12 protein-coding genes are annotated in these 12,930 nt (G+C 35.4%); 10 read left to right on the top strand and 2 right to left on the bottom strand.

Annotated elements, in window-relative coordinates; all coding sequences use genetic code 11:
* Positions 1-18: 18 nt before the first annotated feature.
* The 3 genes from GQ46_RS05430 (at position 19) to GQ46_RS05440 (ending at position 3,041) form a co-directional block, all read left to right on the top strand.
* Positions 19-699: a carboxypeptidase-like regulatory domain-containing protein gene (locus GQ46_RS05430; RefSeq protein WP_044399067.1), complete on the top strand. Its 681-nt coding sequence runs from the start codon at positions 19-21 to the stop codon at positions 697-699.
* A gap of 12 nt (positions 700-711) precedes the next feature.
* Entirely contained in the window at positions 712-1,719 is a 1,008-nt protein-coding gene (locus GQ46_RS05435) for a transglutaminase domain-containing protein (protein WP_044399069.1), read from the top strand.
* A gap of 80 nt (positions 1,720-1,799) precedes the next feature.
* Positions 1,800-3,041, top strand: a complete 1,242-nt coding sequence (locus GQ46_RS05440) for a DEAD/DEAH box helicase (RefSeq protein ID WP_044399071.1) — start codon at positions 1,800-1,802, stop codon at positions 3,039-3,041.
* Here the strand turns inward: GQ46_RS05440 and GQ46_RS05445 are convergent.
* Entirely contained in the window at positions 3,038-3,436 is a 399-nt protein-coding gene (locus GQ46_RS05445; protein WP_044399073.1) for a hypothetical protein, read from the bottom strand. The two genes, GQ46_RS05440 and GQ46_RS05445, sit on opposite strands and share 4 nt — an antisense overlap.
* Positions 3,426-4,079, bottom strand: coding sequence for an RNA polymerase sigma factor (locus tag GQ46_RS05450; protein WP_369793428.1), 654 nt, complete (start codon positions 4,077-4,079; stop codon positions 3,426-3,428). Before GQ46_RS05450 ends, GQ46_RS05445 begins: the two co-directional genes overlap by 11 nt.
* A 64-nt stretch (positions 4,080-4,143) precedes the next feature.
* Here GQ46_RS05450 and GQ46_RS05455 point away from each other — a divergent pair, with 64 nt between their 5' ends.
* The 7 genes from GQ46_RS05455 (at position 4,144) to GQ46_RS18045 (ending at position 12,840) form a co-directional block, all read left to right on the top strand.
* On the top strand, positions 4,144-4,488 hold the full coding sequence (locus GQ46_RS05455; RefSeq protein WP_044399075.1) for a DUF6249 domain-containing protein: 345 nt from the start codon (positions 4,144-4,146) through the stop codon (positions 4,486-4,488).
* Positions 4,489-4,742: 254 nt separating this feature from the next.
* Positions 4,743-6,530, top strand: a complete 1,788-nt coding sequence (locus tag GQ46_RS05460) for a DUF885 family protein (protein WP_044399077.1) — start codon at positions 4,743-4,745, stop codon at positions 6,528-6,530.
* A gap of 65 nt (positions 6,531-6,595) precedes the next feature.
* Entirely contained in the window at positions 6,596-7,582 is a 987-nt protein-coding gene (locus tag GQ46_RS05465) for a hypothetical protein (RefSeq protein WP_044399079.1), read from the top strand.
* A 292-nt stretch (positions 7,583-7,874) separates the two neighbouring features.
* A complete protein-coding gene (locus tag GQ46_RS05470; RefSeq protein WP_044399081.1) occupies positions 7,875-10,094 on the top strand; it encodes a bifunctional (p)ppGpp synthetase/guanosine-3',5'-bis(diphosphate) 3'-pyrophosphohydrolase in 2,220 nt (739 codons plus the stop codon).
* A 97-nt stretch (positions 10,095-10,191) separates the two neighbouring features.
* Positions 10,192-10,647 carry a Fur family transcriptional regulator gene (locus tag GQ46_RS05475; RefSeq protein ID WP_044399083.1) on the top strand — a complete coding sequence of 152 codons (456 nt, stop codon included), beginning with the start codon at positions 10,192-10,194 and terminating at the stop codon, positions 10,645-10,647.
* A 15-nt stretch (positions 10,648-10,662) separates the two neighbouring features.
* Positions 10,663-11,934: an adenylosuccinate synthase gene (locus GQ46_RS05480; protein ID WP_044399084.1), complete on the top strand. Its 1,272-nt coding sequence runs from the start codon at positions 10,663-10,665 to the stop codon at positions 11,932-11,934.
* An 87-nt stretch (positions 11,935-12,021) separates the two neighbouring features.
* Positions 12,022-12,840, top strand: a complete 819-nt coding sequence (locus tag GQ46_RS18045) for a M23 family metallopeptidase (protein ID WP_044399086.1) — start codon at positions 12,022-12,024, stop codon at positions 12,838-12,840.
* Positions 12,841-12,930: the final 90 nt, after the last annotated feature.

The raw sequence follows: 12,930 nt of genomic DNA on the forward strand, positions 1-12,930 counted from the left end.
ACTTTTAAAACCTATAACATGAAAAATCAATTTAGCTTAAACATCAAAACACCTTGTCACGAAAACTTTAATCAATTTTCTCAAACTCCAGACGGTGGCTTTTGTGGCTCTTGTGAAAAGGAGGTCATCGACTTTACAAAAATGAACACTCAAGATCTTGTTAATTATTTTCAAAATCAAAAGCGTCAAAACACCTGCGGAAGATTTAATCGTTCTCAGTTAAGCACGGTCAACGAAAATCACAAGCAAGGTAAAAACCTTAGCCTTGTTGGTGGTATTGGACTGGCGTGTATACTGGCTTTTTCAATGAATACAATACAAGCACAGGAGTCTCAAAACCCAACAAAAACGGCTGTAAACACTCAGGAAGTTCAAAATTCAGCATTTCAAAATAGCTTTATTGTAAAAGGAAATGTGTCTGACAACTCTGAACCATTAGTTGGTGTTAATGTGACATTAGAAGGAACCAAAACTGGAACAGTAACAGATTTTAATGGGCATTTTGAATTTCCTATAAAGCTTAAAAAAGGAGACGTTTTAGTTTTTAGTTATCTCGGACTGGAATCACAAAAAGTAGTTATAGAAAATGAAAATTCAGCGTCAAACATAGCACTAGACATAAAAATGACATTAGATACAGTGGTTATTATGGGGAAAGTAGCCGTAAAAGGCGTGTATCAATCAAAGCGAAATAAATAAACCCAAACTGCTATGAAAAACACCTTCATTTATCTCGTCCTTTTTGTCTTCAATAGTACGATGGCTCAAGTCTCAGATTTTAAATCTATAAATTTTACCATTGCAGATAATGTAGCGACCTTAAATGAAGGTAGCAGCTTGGAAAACTTACCATTATTAGCGTATAAATTAACGCACAAACTTCCTACCCAAGTTGAAAAATTTAGAGCCATATATACATGGGTTTGTAATAATATTGAAGGCGATTACTATCAGCATGAAAAAATAAATAGAACACGAAAAAGATTTCAAAACGATAGTCTAGGGTATATTAAATGGAGTAATGGTTACAAAAAAACCGCCTTCAAAACGTTACGAAAGCACAAAAAAACCATGTGTACCGGCTATGCTTATTTAATAAAAGAACTTTGTTTTTTAGCCAATATAGCCTGTGAAATTGTCGATGGTTATGGGCGCTCTATAAACGCTAATGTAGAAGAATTTGAAATGACTAACCATTCTTGGAATGCCGTGAAATTAAACAACAAATGGTATCTCTGTGACGCCACATGGTCTAGTGGGTATACTGATGAAAACAATAATTTTGTTAACGACTATAATGAAGGCTATTTTTTAACAGACCCTACATTATTTGCTAAAAATCATTATCCAACACTTCAAAAGTGGTTGCTTAACGCTACCGTGACACCTACAGATTTTGTTTCATCCCCACTAGTGTATGGTGACATTTTTAAGCATAAAGTGATACTTATAAGTCCTGAACAGATGCAAATAAAAACAAAAGAGAATGCCGAAATCTACTTTAGTTTTAAACATTTAAAGAACAGCACTCTTGATACTGTTTCTCTAGTGCTCTTTTCTGGCAGTAACACGCGGCCTCTAAAAATTTATGCCCTTAAAACCGAAAACAAAATAGTGAATTTTAAATACCGATTTGAACATAAAGGGTATTACGATGTACATTTAAAAATAAATAACGATATCGTAGCGACCTACACCGTAGAAGTCTCTAAACGTTAAATTAATAGCCTGCTTCTATTATTCATTTTTTAATAAAAAAGCGTGGTAAAAAAACTACCTTTGCAGTAAATATTTTTTACATGTCATTTAAAGACCTAAAGCTTAACAGACCATTATTACGTGCCATTGCCGAAAAAGGCTACGACAACCCAACGCTTATTCAAGAGCGTACCATTCCGTTAGTTTTAGATAAAAAAGATGTCATTGCTTCTGCACAAACGGGAACTGGAAAAACAGCGGCGTTCGCCTTGCCCATTTTGCAGTTGCTGTATGATAAACAAGAAGCTCCAAAAAAAGGTAAAAAAATACGTGCGGTTGTGGTTAGTCCTACTCGGGAATTGGCCATCCAAATTCAGGAAAACTTTGAAGGTTACGCCACATATACTAATTTAACCTCTGCTGTTATTTATGGAGGAACTGCTATTGAGCCTCAAAAAGAGCGCTTAAAAGCAGGTGTCGATATCTTAATTGCGACACCAGGTCGTTTACTCGATTTACATAAGCAAGACAGTCTCAATTTAGATTATGTAGAAACCTTAGTTTTAGACGAAGCAGATTTAATGCTAGACATGGGTTTTATAGATGATGTCAAAAAGATTGAAAGACTCTGCCCTAAAGAAAAACAGACACTCTTGTTTTCAGCAACAATCCCTTACAAGGTTGAACAATTAGCGAATGGCATCTTAAAAGCACCTAAACGTATTGAAGTTTCCCAGAATTCTTCAACGTCTAAAAATGTTGAGCAAGCCTTATATTTCGTGCCTAAACCAAAAAAAATCGAATTGTGTTTGCACTTGCTCCGCGATACAATAAAAGGACGCATCATTATTTTTCGTAGAACAAAATATGGTGTTGATAAACTAGAAAAAACGCTACTTAAAAACAACTATAAAGTAGATAGTATTCATGGTGATAAAAGCCAGACACTACGTCAAGAGGCATTAAGTGATTTTAAGAAAAATAAGGTGGATATTTTAATTGCAACTGATGTTGCCGCGCGTGGTATTGATGTTGATGATGTGGATGCGGTTATTAATTTCGATATGCCAAATGTACCTGAAACCTATGTGCATCGTATTGGAAGAACGGCGCGTGCCGGTAATACTGGTGCCTCTTATTCCTTTTGCTCTGCTGATGAAAAAGAATATGTAAAAGCGATACAACAACTTATAAATCTTCAGTTAAATGTCGTAGAAGACCATCCGTATCCTTTAGATCCCAAAGCTAAAAAAGAAGTGCATACCTCTAATAAAACTGGAAGTAAGCACAGAAAAGGACGGAAGAGCGAAGGCTCGAAAAAGAAAAAGAAACGTTGGTACTAAACCTCTAAGCGATTATTAAAATACTGTTTAAGGAGCGGCAATTGTACCAGGAGCATGATGCCAAATAAAACAATGGCATATAGTGCTGTACTTGAAATATTAAGCTCAGGAATTAATGCTGTCATCTTAATATTAGACCTTGTACTAAACCAACTTTCAGTAGTAAGCACCTTAGCAAATACAGCAAAACCTAACAACCCACTAAAAACTAAGCCTAGTATATACCAGACTTTTTTAGAAATAAGTGGGGTGTATTTTACGCTTTTATTTTCTGATAGTAGGACCACTTCTTGCATTACCTGAGCAGTAAAATTAAACGAAGGGGATTCTAAAGATGCGGTATCAAATAATTTCTTAGACCATTCATCTAATTGCTTTTCTTTATTATCGCTCATAATGTTCTAGTATTTCTGGTTCTAACTGTGCTCTTAAAATAGCAGCTAACTTTTTTCGACTTCTAAATAATTTGACCTTAACATGATTCGCTTTTAAACGCATTGCTTTTGCTATCTCATCTAAAGATTGTTCTTCATAATAATACAAGGTGAGTATAAATGAATCTGCGATTGGCAACTGGTTTAAACACCTTAGTATGGCTTCATTTCGTTCTTTAATTTCCATAGCAAATAAGGTATCGTCTATCGTCTGGATTTGATGTTCTGTAAACGCATCAATAGTAACAGTGCTGTGCGTCCGCTTTAACTTTTTAATACGATCTAAACAGGTATTGTAAGACACTCTGTACACCCAGGTTGAAAATTTTGAATCTCCTTTAAATTTCGCTAAATTCTTATATACCTTTACAAATACATCCTGCGCTACTTCTTCAGCTTCTTCCCTATTCTTAGTCATTGTTAAGGCTAAGGTGAATACCAAATCTTTGTAACGGTCTACCAGTACTGCATAAGCATGGGTATCGCCTTCTAATACTTTAGTAATATAATGTTGGTCGTTGGTGGTCATCTGCTCATTAGACGACCACTTAATACCCGCGGTTACACCCTGAAAGAAAAAATAGTTTAAAAAAGTTGTAACCATCAGTTAAATGTTATCGTCTTAAGCTAAGAACACATTAAAAATAATCAATTAAAAAACAATCATTATGGGATCAGAAGTCATTATTATGCCAATTATAATTGGATCAATTTTCGGAATATTTTATTTGTATTTTTCAACTAGAAATAGAGAACGCTTAGCCTTAATAGAGAAAGGTGCAGACGCCAGTATTTTTGGCAAAGGTCAAGAACATACTGCGCCTATATGGAAAGTACTTATTTTGAATATCGCATTACTTTTAATGGGTATTGGATCTGGTATTTTTATCGCCATGCTATTAGAAACTTATACCACTATAGATGAAGGTGCTATCTATCCGGCTTGTATCTTTTTAATGGCCGGATTAGCCTTATTTGCAGGTTTTAAGATGACTAAACAACTGGACAAGTAATAACAAACGCTTCGTTTTAATTAAGCCACTTTATTCAAAATAAAGTGGCTTTTTATTTTAAATTAGTAAGAAACCCCTAAAATTGTATCAAACGAAGCCCAATTAACTGTTTTTAAAACAGCCATACAGCACTGTGCATTGTGCTTCTTTTTTACTATAGATGAAACAGATACTTCCCGTATTAGATAAAATGTAGATACATTATTTCATGTTAGTTTTAAATAGTATTTTAGTCTTCCAAAACTGAAATAAACATGAAAAACTATCTCATACTCTTTTCTACTATCTTATTATTCGCTTCTTGTAAAGACACCACAAGTTCAGAAACTCAAGAAATCACGTCTGAAAAAAATGAAGCCTTCAGCAACATGTTGGATGATTTTTATGAAGAAGGCTTGAAACTAAATCCGCTTAATGCCACAGCTGCTGGTGATAACCGCTATAACAATAGCTTACCAAACACACTAACAGAGGCCTATGTTGCTCAAGAAAAAGCCTACTACCAAACCTTTAAAACAAAAGCCGAAAGCTATACTAATACAACTCTTAATGCTAGTGAACAACTTAGTCGTGACATTCTTATTTGGGATTGTGAAGTTAACTTAGAGCGTTTTGATTTTAGAGAAGATTTAACGCCAATTAACCAAATGTGGACCAAGCAATTAACCATTGGTCAATTAGCAAGTGGGGCTAGTTCCCAACCTTTTAAAACGGTTGAAGATTATGATAATTGGCTAGAACGCATAGATCAGTATTTAGAATGGGTGGCTTCTGCCGAAGAAAAGATGAAGGCAGGTATGGCTGCAAACCATGTTTTACCAAAAAGCCTGATTGTTAAAGTCGTACCGCAATTAAAAACAATTGCAGACACACCATTAGAAGACCATTTATTCTATCAGCCGATTAAAAATCTGCCGGAAAGTTTTTCTGCTGAAGACAAAAAACGGATCACCGAAGCGTATACTACTATGGTTGAAAACAAAGTGATTCCGGCCTATGCCAAACTATATAACTTTATGAATATTGATTATATGAATGCTGGCCGATTAACCAGTGGTATTGATGATACACCTAAAGGAGCCGCCTATTACAAGCATCAAATAAAGTTGTACACGACGACAGATATGTCTGCAGACGACATTCATAATCTTGGCTTAAAAGAAGTCGAACGTATTCTTACTGAAATGGAAAAAGTTAAAACCGAAGTGGGCTTTACGGGTGATATTATTTCATTTTTCGATTATGTTAGAAATAATCAAGCGTTAATGCCCTATAAAACACCTGAGGAGATTATTGCCCATTTTAATGCCATTCATGAGCGCATGAAACCGCAAATTGAAATCCTTTTTGATGTAAAACCAAAAACAGGCTTCGAAGTACGAAGAACCGAAGCCTTTCGGGAAGCCTCTGCAAGTGCAGAATACAATCCAGGTTCTTTAGACGGCACACGCCCAGGTATTTTTTATACACCAATTCCGGAGGCTACAAAATACAACATCTTTAGTGATGAAGCCTTGTTCTTACACGAAGCCATTCCTGGACACCATTACCAAATTTCATTACAACAGGAAGACACCAATTTACCAAAATTTAGAAAAACATTATGGTACAGTGCATATGGTGAAGGCTGGGCTTTATATAGCGAATCTTTAGGCAAAGAATTAGGGTTGTATACCGACCCTTATCAATACTTCGGGATGCTAGGTATGGAAATGCATAGAGCCATTCGCTTGGTGGTTGATACTGGTCTGCATGCTAAAGGCTGGACAAGAGAACAGGCCATCAACTATTCTTTAGAGCACGAAGCCGAGAGCGAAGCTAGTATTACCTCAGAAATAGAGCGTTATATGGCAAATCCAGGGCAAGCCTTGTCTTATAAAATCGGACAATTAAAAATTAGAGAATTACGTGCTAAAGCAGAAAAGGCTTTAGGAGACACTTTTGATATTAAGCAATTTCATAATGAGGTATTAGAACCTGGCTGCGTACCGCTGACTTTATTAGAAACTAAAATTGATACCTGGATTGCTAATTATAAATAGTCTTTATTAAGTCTTGGAATAGTTCTTGAGTGGATTAAATGACAGGTAATATTATAAATTGATCTATGCTTAAAAAAGAAATTCCCGTACTACTAATGTTAGTTGTTACACTTTTTAGTGGAGCACAAAACACTACTTTAATCTCTGAAAATCAAGAGCCTATTTCGTATGCAACCATCTCTTTTGGTAATGGCAATGGGCTTTTCGCAGATGATGCCGGTCAATTTTACTTTACAAAAAAGTTGTACAGTGATATTGATTCCTTATACATCTCTGCCTTAGGCTATAAAAAACTAACGCTGTCTACAATAAATTTACCAAGCACTATCGTTTTGGAATCTAAAGTGAGCAAACTTCAGGAAATTATTATTAGTGGTTTACCAAAAGGTAAATTTAAAATTGAAGAAATAGAACCGATTACACACGACGATTATTTTAAGTGCTGGCTACCAACCATTGAAAGCGAAATCGCTGTATTTTTCCCAAACGAATCAGCACACATTAAACGTCTAAAAACACTAGAAATCCCGATAAAAGTAGAATCGAAAAACTGGGGTGACCGCAAGCAAAAAACAAGTGAAAAAAGACCCTTTTCAACACTTTTTAAGGTCAATTTTTATGAGAATGCTAACGGATTCCCTGGTGAGGTAATAACTTATGATAAGATTGTATTTATAGCCACTGAAAAGAATGAAGACATTTATGAATTGGATGTTTTAGACCACAACCTTATCATGCCTAAAGAAGGGCTATTTATTTCTTTACAGGTTTTAGGCTATACCGATAACAAAGGAAAATTGCTGCCTAATAAAAAATACCAAGAAGTAAAAACCAAGCGTGGCATAGTGAAAGTATCAACAACCTTTAGACCTTTATTACCTTTTACAGATGACATTGTAGAAAAAAGAACGTTTGTAAAACGCGTGTTTTTAAATGGCGGCGCATGGGTGCGCTATGAAAAAGAAAACATTGACAACTCTAACTTACTAAAAGCCGGTTTAAACAATTACGGATTAGGTTTTAAAATGGAAGTCTATAAAACGGAGGAATAATTGTATGTATTGGAAAAAGACGGCTCATTGGGCATTGCCCTATATTGGTAGAGTAATAAATACGTAAATACGCTCGCAATAGCTTCAGTAGCACAGTTTTAAAACAAGACTCTAAATCAATACAATAGCGTAATCGTTAGTTCGAAAAAGCGACAAAAAAACAATCCGAGTGTTTCAGAGTATCTAAGCACAATCTACAGCGTATTATACGTTTGAATTAGCCTCTATACACTTCAACTAAAAAACAAAAAAACAGCTTGCTGATTAACATTTTTATATTATTTTTAATACTATGACAGAAGTGGAAATTGAAAATGAAAATGCTGCTATTGCAAAAGCCTACAAGAACCTTCTAAAAGTTAGCTACACAACACTAACCACCGAAGACAAAAAATTGATTCGTAAAGCCTTTGAGGTTGCTGTTGATGCGCATAAAGAACAACGTAGAAAAAGCGGAGAAGCTTATATTTTTCACCCTATTGCTGTAGCGCGTATTGTAGCTTCAGAAATTGGGTTGGACGCAACATCTATTGCTGCCGCTCTACTTCATGATGTCGTTGAGGATAACGAAAACTATTCTATTAAGGATATTGAACGCCTATTTGGTGAAACGGTTGCCCGAATCGTAGATGGCCTAACTAAAATTGCCTCAATGAGCAAAGAAAAAGATATGGACATTTCTTTGCAAGCCGAAAATTTCAGGAAAATGTTGCTCACGCTCAATGACGATGTGCGTGTGATCATTATTAAAATTGCAGACAGACTTCACAACATGCAAACCATGGACTCTATGCGTCCAGACAAGCAAGTGAAAATAGCGAGTGAAACGCTTTATATTTATGCGCCTTTAGCGCATAGAATAGGCTTATACAATATAAAAAATGAACTCGAGGACTTAAGTTTAAAATATACTGAGCCAGAAGTTTACGACGACATTTTATTGAAAATGAAAGAAAGTAAGCAGCAACAAGATGCTTACATAAAAGAGTTTAACGATGTTATTAAAACAGCTTTAGATCGGGAAGGTTTAAATTATACTATTAAAGGGCGACCTAAATCTATTTTTTCTATTAAACGAAAAATGGATAAGCAAGGCGTCACTTTTGATGAAGTCTATGATAAGTTTGCTGTTCGAATTATTTACAGAACAGATACTGAAAATGAAAAGTTTATAGCATGGAAAATCTATTCCGTGGTTACAGATCATTTTAGACCGAACCCTATTCGCTTACGAGATTGGATTTCTTCTCCAAAATCTACAGGTTACGAAGCCCTGCATATTACCGTAATGGGCCCTAAAGGGCGTTGGGTAGAAGTACAAATTCGTAGTGAACGCATGAATGAAATTGCCGAAAAAGGCTATGCTGCGCATTACAAATACAAAAATGAAGACGATAAAGAAGACAACCTCGATATCTGGATTAATCGCTTGCAAGAAGCCCTCGAAAACCCAGAAACGAATGCGGTTGACTTTGTAGAGCAGTTTAAACTCAATTTATACTCTAAAGAAATTTTTGTTTTCACACCAAAAGGAGATTTAAAATCCCTGCCTAAAGGAGCCACTCCATTAGACTTTGCTTTTAATATTCATACAGAAGTTGGTATGAAAACACGTGGCGCGAAAGTCAATGGTAAGCTAGTGCCTTTAAGTCATGAGCTACAAAGTGGTGATCAGGTCGATATTTTAACTTCTGAAAACATAAAACCAAATCCTAACTGGTTAGACTATGCTACTACATCCCGAGCGCGAGCAAAGATTAAATCGTTGCTTCGTGAGGAAAAGAAAGAAATAGGAGAAGATGGTAAAGAAATCTTGCGCCGAAAATTAAAACAATTAAAAATTACACTCAACGAGAAATCGGTTAATGAAATGGTAAGCCATTTTAAATTAAAAACGAGTCTCGATTTGTTTTATCGCGTAGGCATTGGTACCATTACTAACCCCATGTTAAAGGAGTATGCCGCGTCTCGTAGCAATGCCTTAATGACCTTCTTCAAGAGTAAAATCAACAGAAAAAATACAATTTCTAAAGAAGAGATAGAAAAAGAAGAGATTACCAACAAGTACGACATGTTGGTCTTTGGTAAAGAAGAAGAGCATCTGGATTACAAATTAGCAACCTGTTGCAACCCCATACCAGGTGATCCTGTTTTTGGTTTCTTAACCGTGTCTGAGGGCATAAAAGTGCACAAGAAAAATTGTCCTAATGCCTTGAGTTTACAATCTAATTATGCATACAGAATCATGCAAGCTAAATGGATTGATTCTTCACAAGAAGAATACCATGCTAATATTATACTATCAGGAATTGATAATTTAGGCTTGGTAAATGATATCACTAAAGTTATTTCATCAAACATGCACGTTAATATGTCGAGTATTAGTTTTCAAAGCGACGACGGTATTTTCTCAGGAAAAATTAATGTCAGTGTTAAAAACAAAACACTGCTTAAAAAGGTCATGGATAACCTGAAGAAAATTAACGGCATTGAAAAGGTGACACGTGTTTAGCATGTGGTTGTTAATAACTGTCTGATAACACCTCATCAAAACTCATCCTTTTTTAATAGTACACCTCAAAAAAATACGTAAATTTGTTCCGTTATATATGAGCGCAAATACAGACAGTAAAAATCAAGAGATTGTAAAAAACGTTTTTACAGCTTTCTTAGAAAGCAATGGCCATCGCAAAACGCCAGAACGTTACGCTATACTTCAAGAAATCTACAATAATAAAGAGCATTTTGATATCGAATCGTTGTATTTAAAGATGAAAAATAAAAAGTATCGCGTGAGTCGTGCTACGCTTTATAATACCATCGAATTATTATTAGGTTGTGGTTTGGTGCGTAAACACCAGTTCGGACAAAACCAGGCCCACTACGAAAAATCATATTTCGATAAGCAACATGATCATGTTATTTTAACAGACACTGGCGAAGTGATTGAGTTTTGCGATCCAAGAATACAATCCATAAAAAAAACTATAGAAGAGGTTTTTGATATAAAAATCAATAATCATTCGCTCTATTTTTACGGCACAAAAAATACAACAGACAACTAAAAACAACTTACTATAATGGCAGTAGATTTACTACTAGGATTACAATGGGGAGACGAAGGCAAAGGAAAAATTGTCGATGTTTTAACCGCTAATTACAATATCATTGCACGTTTTCAAGGCGGTCCAAATGCAGGCCACACACTAAAATTCGATGGCATAAAACACGTTTTAAGAACAATTCCCTCTGGAATCTTTCATAAAGATGCCATGAACGTTATTGGAAATGGCGTCGTGGTCGATCCAGTGGTTTTCATTAAAGAATTAGAAGGTTTAGACCAGTTTGACATCGATTATAAAGCAAAGTTAATTGTATCGCGTAAAGCTCATTTAATTTTACCAACACACCGTTTATTAGATGCAGCTAGTGAAGCCTCTAAAGGGAAAGCCAAAATTGGCTCAACCCTAAAAGGTATTGGTCCAACATATATGGATAAAACTGGCCGAAATGGTATTCGTGTGGGTGATTTAGAAATGCCTGACTGGAAAGAAAAATACAGAGCTTTAGCAAACAAGCACGAAGCGATGATTGCTTTCTATAATGTTGATGTACAATACGATTTAGCAGAAATGGAAATTGAATTTTTCGAATCTATTGAACGCTTAAAAGAATTACAATTTATAGATAGTGAAGCGTATTTACACCAGGCGTTAAAAGATAATAAAACCATTTTAGCCGAAGGCGCTCAAGGTTCGCTTTTAGATATCGATTTTGGAACCTATCCTTTTGTAACCTCTTCTAACACCACTGCTGCTGGCGCTTGTACTGGCTTAGGCATTGCACCAAATCAAATAAAAGAGGTGTTTGGTATTTTTAAAGCCTATACCACTCGCGTAGGTTCTGGCCCATTTCCAACCGAATTATTTGACGAAGTTGGTGCCGAAATGGCTAAGATAGGACAAGAATTTGGAGCGGTTACAGGAAGACCAAGACGTTGTGGCTGGTTAGATTTAGTCGCCTTAAAATACACCTGTCGTATTAATGGCGTGACGCAACTCATGATGATGAAAAGTGACGTACTTTCTGGTTTCAAAACCTTAAAAGTAGCAACGGCTTATAAATATAAAGGAGAAACAATAACCCATCTCCCCTTCAATATCGAACCAGAAAACGTAGAACCTATTTATACTGATTTTAAGGGTTGGGCTGCAGATTTAACAGCAATGAGCGAAGCGTCTCAATTGCCAGATGCGCTTAACGATTATATCGCGTTTTTAGAAAAAGAATTAGAAATCCCTATTACGATTGTTTCTGTTGGTCCAGATAGAAAACAAACGATTTTTAGGTAAAACACATCATATCATATCATTTCAAACCTGTCACGTTTTCAAAGCCTGACAGGTTTTTTTATCTCTGGAATAAAACACAATCCTACTATGAAAAAAAGCATTCTTTGTCTATTCTTAATTCTTAACGCAGCACACGCATTCGCTCAGATTAAAGTAAAAACGTATTCTGAGTCCATTGAAAATGGTTTCGCCTTTTTTGCAGATAACAATGAACCCTGCGAAGTTTCTATTAAAATAACATTTGATCTTAAAAACTTAAACTCCTCAGCAGGAACTGAGAACGTTTTCATTCTACCCGCTAACAGCATAAAGAACAAACTAGCCACCCTTTCTATTATAAAAAAAGGCAAAAAATATGGTTATTCGACTCAGGAAAAATCTAACTACGGTAATCATTTAGATACTGATTATGACAAAGATTTAAGTTATTATTTGCCTTTTGAAAAAAATAAAGCGATAAAAGTTAACCAAGGCTACAACGGGACTTTTTCTCACCAAAACAAAAAGCAATTAGACTTTGAAATGCCAATAGGAACAAAGATAGTCGCTGCTCGAAAAGGTACAGTAATTAAAGTGGTAGACGTAAATAATAAAACCTGTCCTAAGGAAGCATGCAAAAAATATGCTAATTACATCTTAATTCATCATGATGATGGTACTTTTGCCGAATATGCCCATATTAAACAAAAAGGAGCTAAAGTTAAGGTTGGAGAGGTAGTAAAAGCTGGACAACTGATTGCTTTAAGTGGTAATGTTGGTTGGTCTACTGGTCCGCATTTACACTTCTCTGTATTCTTTCAAAGACTTAATGGTCGTGATCATTTAGAAACTAAATTTAAAACAGGAGCTGGTGATGATTCCAAGCTATTAGTAGAAAAAGAATATTATGAAAGAAATTATGACTAGTTGATTCCTTTTATTTAAATAGAAAACCTGCTCAACCCCAACCTTCGGCAGGTTTTTTGGTAAATATATCTTAATAGCTAATAACAACTC

It is taken from the genome of Lacinutrix sp. Hel_I_90, assembly GCF_000934685.1.
Lineage (GTDB): Bacteria > Bacteroidota > Bacteroidia > Flavobacteriales > Flavobacteriaceae > Lacinutrix.